This window comes from Streptomyces sp. T028, from assembly GCF_048159505.1.
Taxonomy (GTDB): domain Bacteria; phylum Actinomycetota; class Actinomycetes; order Streptomycetales; family Streptomycetaceae; genus Streptomyces.
Genome location: NZ_JBLRVZ010000057.1, coordinates 18,397 through 34,677, shown reverse-complemented (window position 1 = coordinate 34,677; position 16,281 = coordinate 18,397). Strand labels below are relative to the sequence as shown.

Genomic DNA, 16,281 nt, shown 5'->3' with positions numbered 1-16,281 from the left:
GGGCTCCGCATGCGTGGCCGTCACCAATGGAGCCGACGGCCAGGTCCACAGCATCAGCGTGAACGGCCAGTGCGCGACCTTCACCACAGACAGTCGCAACATGTGCTTCCCCGACGTGACCGTGGACCCCTCCCGAGCATCCCCCACCACGCTGACCTACTCGGGCTACTACTGCGAGAGCAGCACCCAGAATTCGCAGGTCGCGTCCTGGACACAGGCTCCACCGGAACCGGCAACTAGCGCTGGGTGACCATCGGCCGCGTCTGGATGTGACACATGCGGTGGGGGTGGCCGTCCCGGCGGCGGCCACCCCCACCTGTCTTGCGGCGCGGCAAGGTCGCCGTACGCGTCGCATGACGTGCCCCCACCCCTTCACGGAGCAGTGATGACCTCACAGTTGACGGGCCGACGGACCCTCGCCCGTATCACCACCAAGCAGCACCTGGGCCCCGACGCCCAGGTCGACGACAAGGCCCTGGTCTTCATTCCCTCCGACCCGGCACTGACTGATCCGTTTCTCGTCCTGGTCGAGGACTGGTTCTCCACCCCCGGCTTCGAGTGGCACCCCCACCGCGGCCTGGAGACCGTCACGACCGTCATCGACGGCGTCCTGGAACACGGCGACAACCTCGGCCACGCCGGCGCCCTGGAAGCCGGCGAGGTGCAGTGGATGACCGCCGGGAACGGCATCGTCCACCGCGAGCTCGCCTACCGCGACGAACGCGCCCACACCCTGCAGATGTGGCTCAACCTCCCCAGGGCCAAGAAGCTGACACCGTCGCGCTACCAGGACCTGAGGAGCACCTCCATGGCCCGGGTGCACACGCCCGGCGTCAGCATCGACGTCCACGCCGGCACCGTCGACGGCGTCACCGGCACCGCCGACACCCACCACCCCGTCCAGGGCGTCGTCGCCACCCTCGACCCCGGCTCCTCCTACGACCTCCACGTCCCCGCCGAACACCGCCTGTTCGCGTACGTCATGAGCGGACGCCTGCTGATCGGCGACCGGGAACTGCGGGCCGGACAGACCGGCTGGTCCGACCCCGTCACCGGCGAGGCGTCCACGACGCTGCCGCTCACCGCGGTGGACCCCGAGCGGTCGGCACGCGTGATGGCAGGCCACATTCACTGTCTGCCTCGATATTGGCTCCCCGACGGTCCCCCACCCATGCTCCTGCACCGGACGTCCAACCCGCACCACGATCCCCCCGCAAGGAGTCGCAGCCGTGAACGAGTCGAATGCCGACACGAACCGCCCGACCAGCCCCGCGAGCGACGGATCCCTCACCCGCCGCCGCTTCTGGCAGCTCGGCACCGCCGCGGCGCTGAGCGCGGGGGCGACGGTCCTGCTTCCGGGACAGGCCACCGGGGTGCCACGGCGGCCAGGAGCAAGACCTCCCAGTACTACTTCGACCGGGCGGCCGCACTGGCCGGCGACAACCCGATCCTCACCGACCTCGTCGCCGGGCTCACCGCCGGATTCAGCATTCCCTTCCCTCCCGCGCCCGCGCCGCTGAAGATCTTCGACGACGTGGCCGTGCTGAGCATCGGCTGGGTGTCCGCCACGGCGATCCTCACCTCGGACGGCATCATCCTCATCGACGCCCTGACCTCTCCCGCCACCGCCCAGCAGACCCTCGTCCCCGGGCTGCAGGCCCTCGGCCTGGACCCGGCGACGATCAAGTACGTCGTCGTCTGCCACGGTCACGGCGACCACTTCGGCGGCGCCCAGTACCTCGCCGACACCTACGGCGCCCGCGTCATGATGGCCCCGGCCGACTGGGACATGCTCGCCGCCAACCAGCCGGCCAACGCGCCCACCCGCGACCTGGACATCACCGACGGCCAGAAACTGACCCTCGGGAACACCACGGTCACGCTCCACCACACCCCGGGCCACACACCCGGCAGCGTCTCCCCGATCTTCCCCGCCCACTGGCAGGGCAGGGCGCACAGGGCGATGGTGTGGGGCGGGACGAACCCTCCCACCGCCACCGCGGACAAGGAGACCTACCTCGCCTCCGCGCAGACCTTCGCTTCCCGGATGAAGCGGGCCCGGGTGGACGTCGAACTGAGCAACCACGGATTCTGCGACCACGGCCTGGCGCGCATGGAGGAGCTGCGCGCCGCGCCGGACAGCGCCGACAACCCGTTCGTCATCGGCACCTCCGGCGCACAGCTGTTCATGAAGGTCATGCAGAACATGCTGCGCGGCCGCATCCTTCTGGACCAGGAGTCCGCCGGCACGGCCACGGCCGCTGCCACCACCGCAGCGGGCTGCGGCTGCTGACGGACGGGAAACGTGGCGCGGGCGCGACCGATGTGTCTCACCGGTCGCGCCCGCGCCACGTGATGTGTTGCGGTCCGCGTCGTCTACGATCCCGTGCCGGCGTCCGTCTGCCCGGGGGCGGCCGGAGCTTCGGCGGTTCGGGCGGCGAGCGGGCTCCTGCCCCTGCTGAGGGCGAGGTAGACCACTCCGGCGACGGCGACGCCGATGAACCAGGAGTACGGGCCCAGGTTGTCCCCGTATCCGGAGGGGCCGTAGACGGGCAGGATGCTGGAGAAGACAGAGCCCACCGCGGCGGCGACCAGCGCCCGGACGTTCCAGCCGCCCTGGAAGCGGAACTCCCCGTCCTCCTGGTAGAGCGCGGGCACGTTCAGCTGAGTCTTCCGGATGAGGTAGTAGTCGACGACGAGTACGCCGAAGAGCGGGCCCATCGTCGAGCCGATGGCGTTGACGAAGCTGGGGGCGTTGTCCCAGGGGTGCAGCGGGTAGAGCAGCAGGGCGATGACGGCGGCGATGAGGCCGCCCCGCCGGAAGGTCACGTACTTCGGTGCCACGTTGGCGAAGTCGAAGGCGGGGCTGACGAAGTTGGCGACGACATTGATGCCGAGCGTCGCGACGGCGAAGGTCAGGGCGGCGAGCAGGACGAGGGCCGCGCTGTCGAACTTGGCGGATATCTCGGCCGGTTCGAGGATGACCTCCCCGTACACCTTGCTGGCGGCGGCCGTGGTGATCGCCGCGACGAGGGAGAAGAGGATCAGGTTGACGGGCAGGCCCCAGATGTTGCCCTTCTTCAGGGTCTTCTTGTCGGGGGTGAAGCGGGCGAAGTCGCCGAAGTTGAGGAACAGGGCCGCGAAGTAGGTGATCCAGGTGGCGGCTATCGCGGCGATCGCGGCGAACGAGCCGGGGCTGACGTCGAGTCCGGTGGCGCTCTTGGCGAGTGCGGCCAGGTCCTTGGCCGGCATGTCGACCGAGAAGGACAGTGCACCGGCCTTCACGGACAGGGCGATCGCCAGGATCAGCATCATCAGCCAGACCGCGGGTCCGGCGAAGTCCTGGAAACGGCGCACCGTCTCCATGCCCTTGCTGATGATGAGCAGCTGAGCGGCCCAGACACCGAGGTAGCACAGCACTTCGAGGCCGCTGTGGTCGAAGAGGTGCGTGGTCTCGTGCAGGTCCCTGGGGCCGTCGTAGCGGACGAGGAAGGCGACGATGGCGCCCGCCGCAGCGCTGGTCTGCGCGCCGTACCAGAAGGTGGCGACCACGGCCCGGGCGAGCGCCGGGACGTTGGCGCCGAAGGTGCCGAACGAGGCGCGGGCGAGGACGGGGTAGGGGACGCCGGTCTTGACGCCCGCATTGCCCATGAGGGTCATCAGCCAGTAGATGCCCAACGAGCCGACACCGATGCCGATGAGGAACTTGAAGGTGTTGCCCGCGACGAGGAACAGGCTGGCGGCCAGGAAGTAGCCGTAGAGACTGTGTACGTCCGAGGTCCAGACGTTGAAGATGCTGAAGGCGCCCCATTTGCGCTCGGTGGCGGGGGCGAGGTCCTCGTTGTAGAGACGGGGGGAGTACCCCGGCGGTGTGGCGGTTCTGTCCGCGTCCGCGTTGTCCGTCGCCGTCATGTGCTGCTCCTTGGTGCTGGGCCCGACATCTCCCTCCGGCGTCGCACCGGATGGTTGATGTGTCAGACAACGGCCTATGTGTTGCACCGGGATGCCTGGTGCGTAACAGGCTCGTCAACGGAAAGTTTTTTCCATTTCCAGCCTCGTCGGCGACCGAGGGCCGCCTCGGGCTCAGTCGGCCACGGGCTCGATTTCCGGGCGCGGCACCGGACCGGTAGAGCTCCGGACCTCCAACGTGGGCGTCACCAAGTACTCGACGGCCGTCCGTTCGGGTTCGGCGATGCGGTCCAGGAGGACGCGGGTCACCCGTCGGCCGACCTCATGAGCACCGATGTCGACGCTGGTGAGGGAGAGGTGCCGGATCTTGGCGAGGAAGCTGTTGTCGAAGCTGGCGAGCGAGAGGTCTCCCGGCACGGAGAGGCCGAGTTCCACGGCGGCGGAGAACGCGCCGACGCAGGCGGGGTCGTTGGCGACGAACAGCGCGGTGGGCCGGGGACGGGCGCGGCCGAGCAGGCGGACCGCCGCGCGGTAGCCGCCGTCTTCCGTGGTGTCGCAGGTCTCGACGAGGATGTGATCGCCGTAGCCGTGCTCGCGCATGCTCGTCTCGTAGGCGCGGCGGCGGATGTCGAAGACGGCGGCGTGGTTGCCCGCGATGTGGGCGATCCGGCGGTGGCCGAGGTCGAAGAGGTGGCGCATCACCAGTTCGACGCCGCGCCCGTCGTCCTCCGCGATCACGTCGACGTTGGGCAGCTTGAAGTCGCGGCTGCCGGCCACGGCGGTGGGCAGATACGAGTGGCTGGAACTCGGCCCCTACGGCTACCTGCCCACCGACCCGGCCGCCCTTGCGGCGGAGCTCGGGCAGCGCGGCCTGAAGATGTCCGCCGGCACCGTCGGCGGGGCGCTGCACCGCGCCGAGGAGTACGCCGGGGTGCGGGAGGAGGCCCTGCGCGTGGCCGGCCTGGCCGCCGCCGCGGGCGCCTCGTACCTGCTGTTCCTGCCCGCGATGTACCGGGACCTGATGACCGGTGCGTCGCTGGAACCCGCCGAACTGGACGCGGACGGCTGGAAGCGGCTGACCGGGTCGGTCGAGGAGCTGGCGCGGACCGTGTTCGACGAGCACGGCGTACGGCCGCGCGCCCGGTGATCGGTGCCGGGGGTATGGGGAGGACACCGATGGTGCCGGTGCGCACCTGGCGGGCCGAGGCCACGCCGCGCTCCTCGCCGGTGGTCCCCACCGTGCGAGCCGTAGGGGCCACGGTCGGCCTGTCCTGGTGCAGTCGGTCGTTCAACATCCCGGAGTCAGGCGCGGGCCTTCGCGACCAGCTCACGTACCGCGGGGGCCACTTCCTCGCCGAACTGCTGGATGGTGGTGGGGTTGTCGCCCGCCAGGATGTAGCCGGTCATGCCGTACTCAAGGGTGATCTCGGCGAGCTGTTCGGCCCACTCGACCAGCGGACCGGTCAGGGTCGAGGAGCCGTCAGGGGTGAAGTGGTCGCCGATGTTGAGCATCCGGCGAATGGCGGCGGGGTCGCGCCCGGCCGCCGCGGCGCCCTCGCCGATGTGCCGGTTGGCCTCGGCGAGCCCGGCGAGCCCGCCGTCGAGGTAGCTCAGGCTGGGCACCCACCCGTCGGCCGCACGGCCGACGAGCCGGAGAATGCGGGGCCGGTACGCGCCCATCCAGACCCCGATGTCATGGGCGGGCGCGGGCCCGCGCTTGGCACCGGCGACCTGGTAGTGGGTGCCGTCCACCCGGACTCCGCCACGGGTGTCGGTGTCCCAGATCTCGCGGATGATGGTGACGGCCTCTTCCAGGGCGTCGATGGACTCACCGGCACTCAGCCGACGCCCGCCGATCGCCTCGATGGCGTCCCAGAACCCGCCCGCGCCGATCGCCAGTTCGACGCGCCCGCCGGTGAGCAGGTCCAGGCTGGCGGCACTGCGGGCGATCACGACGGGCTGACGCATCGGCAGGTTCATCACGTTGGGCGCCGGCCTGATCCGGCTGGTGGCCGCGGCGAGATAGGAGATCAGCGTCCAGGAGTCCAGCAGCCGCGGCTGGTACGGGTGGTCCTGGAACGTGGCCACCAGGTCCAGTCCGGCGCGCTCGGACAGCTGGGTGAGCGCCACGACCTGCTCGATGTGGTCGGCGCTCGGCGTGATGAAGCTGCCGAAGAGCAGCTCCTGCGGTTGTCGGGTCATCTCCTACGACCTCCTCGAAGGCCCGGGCCATGGCTGACGCCGACTCCAACACGCATGTTAGTTGACGTAACAACATTCCACCACATCGAGGCCCCCCGACCGCATTCGAGGCGTCGAAGAAGCACTCGGACCACCGCTCCGGCGAGCCGGAGTCCAACAGCGATGCGGCGTACCCGGACGCCTACACCCCGGAAAATGCCGCGATGCTGCTGATCGACCACCAGGTCGGCACCATGTCGTGGACGCACTCGCACGACATCGAGGAAGTCACGAGAGCGACCCGCAGCAGGCCATCGCCGCCTTCAACAGCCTCGCCACCGACGGCGCCGCCGCGTTCATCGGAACTCCCTTCTCGAACGCGGCACTTGCCGTCCAGCCGCTGGCCAAACAGCGGAAAATACCCTACGTCTCGCCCGCCGCCGCCGACCAGCAGGTCGAGCCGCCCTCTCCCTACGTCTACATGACCCCGCCCACCGCGGGAGTCGTCGGCGAGCAGCTCCTGAAGTACTTCCAGGCGAGCGGCATGACCAAGATGGCGGTCCCCTACGACACCAAGAGCTCCTCCGCCCAGACGGGCTGGGACAAGATGAAGGCGAAGGCCGCCCGGTACGGCATCGACTTCGTGGCCACCGAGACGTTCACCACCACCCAGACCGACTTCACGGCGGTGCTCCAGCACGTGCGGGGCAGCGGCGCCAAGGGCCTGATGGTGTGGGCCACCGGCGCACCGGCGGTCATCCTCGCGAAGCAGTTCGCGGCCGCGAGCATGGGGGACATGCAACTGATCTTCAGCCACGCCGAATCCAGCTCGCTGTTCACCAACCCGGTGGGCGCCGCGGGTGAGGGCATCATCGTGGCCAGCGCGCTCAGCGCCATCGGCAACGACCTGCCGGATTCCGAGCTCAAGGACTCCGTGGTGAAGAGGGCCGAGCCGTTCCAGAAGGCCAACGGCGAGTACCCGCCCGGGTTCGCCTTCGACAGCTACTGCGCCGTTCAACTCATCGCGGCCGCCATCAAGAAGGCGGACAGCGCCGATCCCGAGAAGATCGCGACCGCGCTCAACGAGCTCACACTGCTGACCCCTCAGGGCACCTACACGTACACCCCGAGCGACCGCGCGGGACTCGGATCCGACCAGGTCGCCGTCAACACCGTCATCAAGGGACAGATCGTCCCGACCGACTGGACCAGGCAGCAGCTCCAGAACAGCCTGTAGCGGTGATCCGGCGGGAGGCCGAAGAGATGCTCACGACCGAGAACCTGGCGCGGTCCTTCGGCGGGGTGTTCGCCGTGGACAACGTCACGATGTCGGTGTCGCAAGGCGAACTGCGCGGGATCATCGGTCCCAACGGGGCCGGCAGGTCGACCCTGTTCAACCTGATCGCCGGTCACCTGGCGCCCAGCCACGGCCGGATCACCTACCGCGGCAGGTCGCTCGCGGGCGTGGCACCGCACCGCCGCGCCCGCGAGGGCATCGCCATCGTCTTCCAGGGCGCCCGGCTGTTCCGCGGCATGACCGCCCTGGAGAACGTCATGGTCGGGGCCCACGCCCGGACCCGACACGGATTCGCCTCGGCCGCGCTCCGGCTGCCGGCGCACCGACGAGAGGAGCGGCTGATCACCGAGCGCGCCGAGGCGGCTCTTGAACGGGTCGGGCTGACCGACTTCACCGACGTACCCGCCGAGTCCCTACCGCTCGGGCAGCAGCGCCGGCTTCAGGTGGCACGCGCCCTGTGCGGGGAACCGGCCCTGCGGCTCGACGAGCCGGCGTCCGGACTGCGGCAGGGGGCGATCCACGGCCGGCCGACCCTGCTGGGGCTGGCCGGCGCGCCCATCGTCGCCGGGCTGCTCGGTCTGCTGGTCGGCGTGCCGTTGCTCCGCATGCGCGGGCACTACCTCGCCTTCGCGACGCTGGCTTTCCAGCTCATCCTGCTGGCGGTGATCGGGCAGGAGTCCTGGCTCGGCGGGGACATCGGCCTGAGTGGAATCCCCGCCCTCGGGATCGGCTCGCAGGAGATCACCGGGTACCGGGGCTACGCCTGGGCGGCCTGGCTGGCGCTGCTGGTGGTCATGCTCCTCACCAGGAACGTCGTACGCTCCCGTCCCGGCCGGGGCCTGCGGGCGCTGGCCACCAGCGAGATGGCGGCGGCTTCCTCGGGGGTCCCGGTGGGCCGTTACAAACTCGCGGTCTTCGGCCTCTCGGCGGCGTTCGCGGGACTTGCCGACGGGATCTTCGCCTTCTTCATGGCGTACCTCGCCCCCGGATCGTTCGGGGTGCTGCTGTCCATCCAGTTCGTCGTCATGGCTGTGGTGGGGGGCCTCGGCACCGTGTGGGGACCGCTGGTCGGCGCCTCGTCCATCACCCTGCTGGTGCACTGGCTGAACGACTTCGGCTCACAGCCCGGCATGCCCGCCCACGCGCCTCAGGTCTTCTCGTACGCGATCTACGCACTCCTGCTGGTGCTCGCCGTGCTCTTCCTCCCAAGGGGCCTGGTGCCCGTCGGGGCCGACGCGCTGCGCCTGCTGACACGGCGGTTCGCCCGGGAGCGGCCGGATGCCGAGGCCAGGGAGGAGCCCGTACCGGTTCCGCAGGGGCCGCGTGCGTGAGTGGGGCTTCGGCTGCGCGGCGCGCTCGCCGCGCCGCGCGGCCTCCGCCCCGCCACATGATCAGGAATCCGTACGGGTCCTAGAAGTTGCCGCGCTTCTCCTGCTCGCGCTCGATCGCCTCGAACAGGGCCTGGAAGTTGCCCTTACCGAAGCCCAGGGAGCCGTGGCGCTCGATGAACTCGAAGAACACCGTGGGCCGGTCGCCGATCGGCTTGGTGAAGATCTGCAGCAGGTAACCGTCCTCGTCGCGGTCGACGAGGATGCCACGCGAGGCGAGCTCCTCGATCGGCACGCGGACATTGCCGATCCGGGCGCGCAGCTCGGGGTCGGTGTAGTAGCTCTCCGGCGTGGCGAGGAACTCGATGCCCTTGGCCCGCAGAATGTCGACGGTCCTGATGATGTCGTTGGTGGCGAGCGCGAGGTGCTGGGCACCGGGGCTGCGGTAGAAGTCGAGGTACTCGTCGATCTGCGAACGCTTCTTGCCGACCGCCGGCTCGTTGAGAGGGAACTTGACCCGGTGGTTACCGCTGGCGACGACCTTGCTCATGAGCGCCGAGTACTCGGTGGCGATGTCGTCGCCGATGAACTCGGCCATGTTGGTGAAGCCCATGACGCGGTTGTAGAAGTCGACCCACTCGTCCATGTTGCCGAGCTCCACGTTGCCCACGACGTGGTCGAGCGCCTGGAAGATGCGCTTGGGCTCGTCCTCGGGCTTCACATAGCTGGAGGTCCGGGCGACATAGCCGGGCAGGTAGGGACCGGTGTAGCGGGAGCGGTCCACCAGCGTGTGGCGGGTCTCGCCGTACGTGGCGATGGCAGCGATCCGAACCGTGCCATGCTCGTCGGTGACGTCCCGCGGCTCCTCCAGCACGGTCGCGCCCTCCGCGCGGGCGTGCTCGATGCACTTGTCGACGTCGGGCACCTCAAGGGAGATGTCGATGACACCGTCTCCGTGGCGGCGGTGGTGGTCGAGCAGCGGGCTGTCCGGGTCGACACCGCCCTTGAGAACGAACCGGATCGCCCCGGAGCGGAGCACGAACGCGTGGTGATCGCGGTTGCCGGTCTCCGGACCGGAGTAGGCGACCAGCTCCATCCCGAAGACCACCTGGAAGTAGAGCGCGGCCTGCGTCGCGTTGCCCACCGACCAGACCACCGCGTCCCACCCGGTCACCGGGAAGGGGTCGCCCTCGGCGTCGTACTCCACGAGTCCGACCAGCTGCCTGAGCTGCTGGAGGTCGAGCTCCGCCAGCCGCTCCTGGCTCGTGAGGGTCTGTTCGATACGCATGTGCCGTCCCTTTCGGTGTGCCTGTTTCCAGCGCGTGGCGGTTAGAACACACCGGGCCTCGTCACCTGCACAAGAGTGACCTTCTGAGCTGTTCAAGCTGCTCAGTTTGCCTTCCTCCGGGGCGCTTCATATATACAATCTGCCTAGTTGAGAGTGGGTGATCACCATGGCAGACGCACAGTCGCTGGACTCATTGGACATCGACTTGCTCCGCTCACTGCGGGACAACCCGCGAGCCGGTGTGCTCGAGCTGTCGCGGACGTTGAAGGTGGCCCGTGGAACGGTCCAGGCACGGCTCGACCGGATGGAACGCACCGGGGTGATCGCCGGCTTCGGCCCCGAGTTGAACGTGGGGACGGCGGGATTTCCGGTGCAGGCGTTCGTGACCCTGGAGATCGCCCAGGGCGCGCTCGACGACGTCACTGCCGCTTGCCGCCCTGCCCACCGTGCTGGAGGCGTACGCGACTACGGGGGCCTCTGACGTCCTGTGCAAGTTGGCGGCCTCGTCCCACGAGGACCTGCAGGAGACCCTGCTCGCTCTGAACCGCTCCCCTACGGTGGCCCGCTCGACGAGCGTGATCGTGCTGTCGGTGGTCGTGGCGCCCAGAGTCCTGCCGTTGCTGCTGTCTCGCCATCACCGTGCGCCTGGGCGGTCACCGGCGTACCGCGCCCCTCAGTGACGCCCGGCACGATCAGGCCTTGCTGAGCGACGCCAGCCGCGCGGCCGCCTCCTTCACCTGAGCGGCGACCGACTCGATGTCGAACTCGTGCATGGCCACGACGCCGACCGAGGCGCCCGCCGCGCCCGGGACCTCGAACCCCGCCGCGATCCCGGTGGCGCCCTGCTGGAGCTGCCCCGAGGTGACGCTGTACCCCAGCTCCCGGGCCCGCACGACCTCCTCGGACTCGTCCGGCAGGGGCGGCTGCAGCGCGAGGATGGCGACGCCGTTCGCCCCCCGCTCCAGCGGATGCCGCACACCGATGCGGTAGCCCACCTGGACCGGGCCGTGCTGGACCGTCGGCTGCGCTCCGGCTACCGGAACGCACTCCCGTGCACCGTGTGCCACCGTCAGAAAGGCCGAGGTACCGGTGACGTCTGCAAGCTCCTGCAGCACCGACTGAGCCGCTTGGACCAGCTGATGCTGGAACCGCCCCGCCAGCGTGGCGGCACCCGCACCGAGCCGCACGCGCTTGCCCTGCCGGGAGACCAGCGCGTGCGCCTCAAGGGTCTGGACGATCCGGTACGCAACGGCCCGATCGATCTCCAGCTGCGCCGCCAGGTCCGCCACCGTCAGGCCGTCGACCGTCACAGAGATCAGGTCCAGAGCCCGAAGCCCACGGTCCAGGCCTTGCAGGGTGGCCATCAACGCCTCCTGATTCCGCGGCTGCTCTCCACACCCGCAGAAGTCGACAGATCTTCTCCGGACGCCACGTTAGGCCACGTCAAACCTGCGGGCGGCGCCCGGGAGCCCGAGACGCGACCTTGACTGGGCCACTGCCGGGGACTTAGCTTCAATTTTGTTGCTTCCATCGCACAAAAATGTGCGCTGAGCGCACATTCGCATCGTGATCGTACGCGGCACCGCGACTCCGAGTCATGAGGAGAGAGACATGCCGTACTACCACCGGGCGGGCGCGGTTCCACCGAAACGTCACACCCAGCACCGTGACCCGGACGGGAACCTCTACTACGAGGAGCTGATGGGCGAAGAGGGGTTCTCCTCCGACTCCTCGCTGCTCTACCACCGGCACATCCCGTCGGCAGTGCGGGAGTACCGGGTGTGGGACCTCGGGGACCAGTCCCTGGTGCCCAACCATCCCCTGGTGCCCCGTCACCTCTCCACGCACAAGCTGTTCACCGACGGCGAGTCCGGCGTCGACGCGGTGACCGGCCGCAGGCTGCTGCTGGGCAACGAGGACGTACGGCTGGCGTATGTCGTGGCCGACACCGTGAGCCCCTATTACCGCAACGCGATCGGCGACGAGTGTCTCTACGTGGAGGACGGGCGCGCACGCGTGGAGACGGTCTTCGGGGACCTCGAGGTCGGCTACGGCGACTACGTGATCGTCCCGCGGGCGACCACATACCGGATCGTCCCGGACGGGACCGTACGCATCTATGCGGTCGAGGCCAACTCGCACATCGGGCCCCCGCGGCGCTACCTGTCCCAGCACGGCCAGCTCCTGGAGCACGCGCCGTACTGCGAGCGCGACTTCCGCCTCCCGGTCGGTCCGAAGCTCGTCGAGGGCGAGAACGTCGAGGTGTACATCAAGCACCGCGGGCCGGGCGGCGTCGTGGGGACGGTCCACACGCTGCCGAACCACCCCTTCGACGTGGTCGGCTGGGACGGCTGTCTCTACCCGTATGTGTTCAACATCCGTGACTTCGAGCCGATCACGGGCCGGGTCCACCAGCCACCGCCGGCTCATCAGGTCTTCGAGGGCCACAACTTCGTGATCTGCAACTTCGTGCCGCGCAAGGTGGATTACCACCCACTGGCCGTCCCGGTGCCGTACTACCACTCCAACGTCGACTCCGACGAGGTGATGTTCTACTGCGGCGGCGACTACGAGGCCCGCAAGGGCTCCGGGATCGGCCAGGGCTCGATCTCCCTGCACCCGGGCGGCCATCCCCACGGTCCCCAGCCCGGTGCCATGGAGCGGTCGATCGGAGCGGAGTTCTTCGACGAGCTCGCGGTCATGGTCGACACCTTCCGTCCCCTGCAACTCGGCGAGGCCGCCCGCGCGACGGACGACGGGACGTACGCCTACTCCTGGGAGCAGAACCGATGAGCGCCCCGCTGACACCGGAGGTTCCCCCGGTACTCGCCGGCATGTTGGACGACGCGGCGGTCTTCCCGCCTGGCAGCCTGCCCATCGAGGAGGCCGTCCCGGCCCACGTGGAGCACACCCGCGGCGCCCACGCCGGGCTGGTAGGCGCGTTCGTCCTCGCCGCCAAGGACATCAACCGGCTCGCCGGGCTGACCGCCGACCTCCCCGAGGGCTCTTTCGCCCTCTCCGTGACCGTTCCGCTGCCTGGTGTCTCCGCCGCTGTCGCCGCCGCGCTCCGGATCCCGGCCGTGCGGCTGGTCGGGCTCGAGGTCGCCGTACCGGACGCGGTCGCCGCCGAGGCGGTCGTACCTGCCCTGGCCGAGGCGGTCGAGGACGACACCGGCCTCACCGTCTATGTCGAGGTGCCGCGCGACAACCGGCGCGAGGCGCTGCTCGCCGAGCTCGCCGGGACCCCCTATCTGGCCAAGTTCCGCACCGGCGGTGTACGCGCCGAGCTCTACCCCGATGAGCGCGAACTGGCGGCGACCGTTCTGGCCGCCGTGCGGGCCGGGGTGCCGTTCAAGGCGACCGCGGGGTTGCACCACGCGCTGCGCAACACCGATCCGGAGACCGGATTCGAGCAGCACGGCTTCCTCAACCTGCTCGTGGCCACCAACGCGGCCCTGAAGGGGGCCGAAGAGGCGGAGCTGGTCGAGCTGCTGGCCGACCGCGACGGCGACGCGATCGCCGAGCGGGTACGCACTCTCCCGCCTGACGTCCGTGACCTGCTCCGTTCCTTCGGCACCTGCTCCATCGCCGAACCCGCCACCGAGTCGGCCGGTCTGGGCCTGCTGCCCGCCTCGACCATCGCCGACCTGACCGAGGTGTCCGCATGACCAGCACCACCCAGTTGACCGTCCCGACCGACTCCCTGTTCGGCCTGGCCAACCTGCCCTACGGCGTCTACTCGACGCCCTGTCAGGAGCCGCGCGTGGCGACCCGCTACGGCGACCACGTCATCGATCTGGCCGTCCTGCTGGACGACGACGTCTTCGCCCGCCCGAGCCTGAACGCCTTCATGGCGCAGGGCCACCCCCGCTGGGTCGAGGTCCGGGCGGCGATCACCGAGCGGCTCCAGGGCGAGGTCCCCACCGCGGCTGTCCACGACCTGGGCGCGGTGACGCTGCACCTGCCGATCGAGGTCGCCGACTACGTCGACTTCTACGCCTCCGAGTACCACGCCTCAAACCTCGGCAGGCTGTTCCGACCCGACAATCCCGATCCGCTCATGCCGAACTGGAAGCACCTGCCGGTCGGCTATCACGGCCGGGCGGCGTCCATCGTCGTCTCCGGCACCGACATCAGCCGGCCCTGCGGGCAGCGCAAGGGCCCCCAGGATCCGGCACCGGTCTTCGGACCTTCGACCCGCCTGGACATCGAGGCCGAACTCGGCTTCGTCCTCGGGACCGGCAACGCCATGGGAGAGTCCATCGGCGCCGAGGACGCGGAGCGGCACATCTTCGGCGTGGTGCTCTTCAACGACTGGTCCGCACGCGACATCCAGGCCTGGGAGTACGTCCCGCTCGGCCCCAACCTGGGCAAGTCGTTCGCCTCCACCGTCTCCCCGTGGGTGGTGTCGCTGCTTGCCCTGGACGCCGCCCGGATCCCGACTCCCGTCCAGAAGCCGGCCGTTCTGCCGTATCTGCGGATGGGGCAGCCCTGGGGCCTCGACGTCGACCTCACGGTCGCCTGGAACGGCCAGGTCGTGTCGCGGCCGCCGTACGCCGCGATGTACTGGTCTCCGGCCCAGATGCTGGCCCACCAGACGGTCAACGGCGCTCCCTCGCGCACCGGTGACCTGTTCGCGTCCGGCACCATCTCCGGACCGGAGAAGGACCAGCGCGGTGCCTTCATCGAACTGACCTGGGGCGGCAAGGAGCCCGTCACGGTCAACGGGCAGCAGCGCACGTTCCTGGAGGACGGCGACGAGATCGTCCTCACCGCCACGGCCCCGGGCGCCGACGGAACCCGGATCGGTTTCGGCGAGGCCCGCGGCCGGATCACCAGCAGCAAGCGTCAGGAGGCGTGATGGGCAAGACGGTGGCCTCGGCCGCTGAGGCGGTCGCCGACATCGCACCGGGAAGCTCGCTCGCCGTCGGCGGGTTCGGGCTCTCCGGGATCCCGGACCGCCTGATCCAGGCACTGGCCGACCAAGGGGCCGACGACCTGGAGGTCTTCTCCAACAACTGCGGCGTCGACGGGATCGGACTCGGCGTCCTCCTCGACCTCGGCCGCATCCGCCGGGTCACGGCGTCCTACGTGGGGGAGAACAAGGAGTTCGCCCGCCAGTACCTCTCCGGTGAACTGGAGGTGGAGCTCACGCCGCAGGGCACCCTGGCCGAGCGGCTGCGCGCGGGCGGCTCCGGCATCCCCGCGTTCTACACCCCCGCGGGCGTGGGCACTCCGGTCGCCCAGGGCGGTCTGCCCTGGAGATACGGCCGGGAGGGGGACGTCCTGGTCGCCTCCCCGCCCAAGGAGATCCGCGAGTTCCGCGGCCGCCGGTACGTCCTGGAGGAGGGCATCGTGGCCGACTTCGCGCTCGTCCACGGCAAGGTCGGCGACACCGACGGGAACCTCGTCTTCAACAAGGCGACGATGAACTTCAACCCGCTCGCCGCGATGGCGGGGCGGATCTGCGTCGCGCAGGTCGAGGAGCTCGTGGAGCCCGGTGAGATCGACCCGGCCGAGGTGCACCTGCCCGGCGTCTACGTCCAGCGGATCGTCCACACCGGCCCGCAGACCAAGCACATCGAGAAGCGGACCGTCCGGGAGAGTGCGGCATGAGCGAGGCCACGAGCGAGCAGCGGACCGGCTGGTCCCGGTCCCAGATGGCGGCGCGCGCCGCGCGGGAACTGCGTGACGGCGAGTACGTCAACCTCGGCATCGGCCTGCCGACGCTCATCCCGAACTTCCTCCCGGACGGGGTCCGGGTCACCCTGCACAGCGAGAACGGCATCCTCGGAACGGGCCCGTACCCGACCGCCGACGAGGTCGACGCCGACCTCATCAACGCCGGCAAGGAGACCGTCACCGTCAGCCCCGGGGCGTCGTTCTTCGACTCCGCCCAGAGTTTCGGCATGATCCGCGGTGGCCACATCGACACCGCGGTGCTCGGGGGCATGCAGGTCTCCGTCGCGGGCGACCTGGCCAACTGGATGGTGCCCGGGAAGATGGTCAAGGGGATGGGCGGAGCGATGGACCTGGTCCACGGCGCCAAGCGCGTGATCGTGCTGATGGAGCACGTGGCCAAGGACGGCACCCACAAGATCGTCGAGGAGTGCACCCTACCGCTCACCGGACAGGGGGTGGTGCAGCGGATCATCACCGACCTGGCCGTGCTCGACCTCACGCCCGAAGGGTGCCGGCTCGTCGAACTGGCACCTGGGGTCACCCTCGACGAACTGCGCGACAAGACAGGTACTCCTGTCGCGGCCTGACACGGAACG

General features: G+C 69.6%; 16 protein-coding genes. 11 read left to right on the top strand and 5 right to left on the bottom strand.

Features of this window, described 5'->3' with window-relative positions; all coding sequences use genetic code 11:
* Positions 1-385 precede the first annotated feature (385 nt).
* The gene (locus tag ACLZN2_RS42735) at positions 386-2,293 is read left to right on the top strand and encodes a pirin family protein (RefSeq protein ID WP_416985179.1); all 1,908 of its coding nucleotides are present in this window, start codon (positions 386-388) and stop codon (positions 2,291-2,293) included.
* An 83-nt stretch (positions 2,294-2,376) separates the two neighbouring features.
* Here ACLZN2_RS42735 and ACLZN2_RS42730 read toward each other — a convergent pair whose 3' ends face one another.
* Both ACLZN2_RS42730 and ACLZN2_RS42725 read right to left on the bottom strand, forming a co-directional pair.
* Positions 2,377-3,912, bottom strand: a complete 1,536-nt coding sequence (locus ACLZN2_RS42730) for an NCS1 family nucleobase:cation symporter-1 (protein ID WP_416985178.1) — start codon at positions 3,910-3,912, stop codon at positions 2,377-2,379.
* Between the two features lie 171 nt (positions 3,913-4,083).
* The gene (locus ACLZN2_RS42725) at positions 4,084-4,686 is read right to left on the bottom strand and encodes a LacI family DNA-binding transcriptional regulator (RefSeq protein WP_416985177.1); all 603 of its coding nucleotides are present in this window, start codon (positions 4,684-4,686) and stop codon (positions 4,084-4,086) included.
* Here ACLZN2_RS42725 and ACLZN2_RS42720 point away from each other — a divergent pair.
* Positions 4,664-5,056 (top strand): hypothetical protein, encoded by a 393-nt coding sequence (locus ACLZN2_RS42720; protein WP_416985176.1) that lies wholly within the window; start codon positions 4,664-4,666, stop codon positions 5,054-5,056. The two genes, ACLZN2_RS42725 and ACLZN2_RS42720, sit on opposite strands and share 23 nt — an antisense overlap.
* A gap of 155 nt (positions 5,057-5,211) precedes the next feature.
* Here the strand turns inward: ACLZN2_RS42720 and ACLZN2_RS42715 are convergent, their stop codons facing one another.
* Positions 5,212-6,111, bottom strand: coding sequence for an LLM class flavin-dependent oxidoreductase (locus ACLZN2_RS42715; RefSeq protein ID WP_416985175.1), 900 nt, complete (start codon positions 6,109-6,111; stop codon positions 5,212-5,214).
* Positions 6,112-6,349: 238 nt separating this feature from the next.
* Here ACLZN2_RS42715 and ACLZN2_RS42710 point away from each other — a divergent pair, with 238 nt between their 5' ends.
* On the top strand, positions 6,350-7,327 hold the full coding sequence (locus ACLZN2_RS42710; RefSeq protein WP_416985174.1) for an ABC transporter substrate-binding protein: 978 nt from the start codon (positions 6,350-6,352) through the stop codon (positions 7,325-7,327).
* Between the two features lie 26 nt (positions 7,328-7,353).
* Entirely contained in the window at positions 7,354-8,718 is a 1,365-nt protein-coding gene (locus tag ACLZN2_RS42705) for an ATP-binding cassette domain-containing protein (RefSeq protein WP_416985173.1), read from the top strand.
* A gap of 79 nt (positions 8,719-8,797) precedes the next feature.
* On the opposite strand, the gene hppD is transcribed toward ACLZN2_RS42705, so the two are convergent.
* Positions 8,798-10,003, bottom strand: coding sequence for a 4-hydroxyphenylpyruvate dioxygenase (hppD, locus tag ACLZN2_RS42700; RefSeq protein WP_416985172.1), 1,206 nt, complete (start codon positions 10,001-10,003; stop codon positions 8,798-8,800).
* A gap of 166 nt (positions 10,004-10,169) precedes the next feature.
* Here hppD and ACLZN2_RS42695 point away from each other — a divergent pair, with 166 nt between their 5' ends.
* Positions 10,170-10,484, top strand: coding sequence for an Lrp/AsnC family transcriptional regulator (locus tag ACLZN2_RS42695; RefSeq protein WP_416985171.1), 315 nt, complete (start codon positions 10,170-10,172; stop codon positions 10,482-10,484).
* The gene (locus ACLZN2_RS42690; protein ID WP_416985170.1) at positions 10,450-10,683 is read left to right on the top strand and encodes an Lrp/AsnC ligand binding domain-containing protein; all 234 of its coding nucleotides are present in this window, start codon (positions 10,450-10,452) and stop codon (positions 10,681-10,683) included. Before ACLZN2_RS42695 ends, ACLZN2_RS42690 begins: the two co-directional genes overlap by 35 nt.
* A 12-nt stretch (positions 10,684-10,695) precedes the next feature.
* Here ACLZN2_RS42690 and ACLZN2_RS42685 read toward each other — a convergent pair whose 3' ends face one another.
* Positions 10,696-11,367: an IclR family transcriptional regulator gene (locus tag ACLZN2_RS42685; RefSeq protein ID WP_416985169.1), complete on the bottom strand. Its 672-nt coding sequence runs from the start codon at positions 11,365-11,367 to the stop codon at positions 10,696-10,698.
* 247 nt (positions 11,368-11,614) lie between these two features.
* On the opposite strand from ACLZN2_RS42685, the gene ACLZN2_RS42680 reads away from it, so the two are divergent.
* Genes ACLZN2_RS42680 through ACLZN2_RS42660 form a run of 5 tightly spaced genes read left to right on the top strand, consistent with a single transcriptional unit; the run spans position 11,615 to position 16,272 of the window.
* Complete coding sequence (locus tag ACLZN2_RS42680) at positions 11,615-12,796, top strand: homogentisate 1,2-dioxygenase (protein WP_416985168.1); 1,182 nt, start codon at positions 11,615-11,617, stop codon at positions 12,794-12,796.
* Positions 12,793-13,671 (top strand): hypothetical protein, encoded by an 879-nt coding sequence (locus tag ACLZN2_RS42675; protein ID WP_416985167.1) that lies wholly within the window; start codon positions 12,793-12,795, stop codon positions 13,669-13,671. Before ACLZN2_RS42680 ends, ACLZN2_RS42675 begins: the two co-directional genes overlap by 4 nt.
* Positions 13,668-14,864 carry a fumarylacetoacetase gene (gene fahA, locus ACLZN2_RS42670; RefSeq protein ID WP_416985166.1) on the top strand — a complete coding sequence of 399 codons (1,197 nt, stop codon included), beginning with the start codon at positions 13,668-13,670 and terminating at the stop codon, positions 14,862-14,864. Before ACLZN2_RS42675 ends, fahA begins: the two co-directional genes overlap by 4 nt.
* The gene (locus ACLZN2_RS42665) at positions 14,864-15,619 is read left to right on the top strand and encodes a CoA transferase subunit A (protein ID WP_416985165.1); all 756 of its coding nucleotides are present in this window, start codon (positions 14,864-14,866) and stop codon (positions 15,617-15,619) included. The genes fahA and ACLZN2_RS42665 overlap by 1 nt, the downstream gene beginning before the upstream one ends.
* Complete coding sequence (locus ACLZN2_RS42660) at positions 15,616-16,272, top strand: CoA transferase subunit B (RefSeq protein ID WP_416985164.1); 657 nt, start codon at positions 15,616-15,618, stop codon at positions 16,270-16,272. Before ACLZN2_RS42665 ends, ACLZN2_RS42660 begins: the two co-directional genes overlap by 4 nt.
* Positions 16,273-16,281 lie beyond the last annotated feature (9 nt).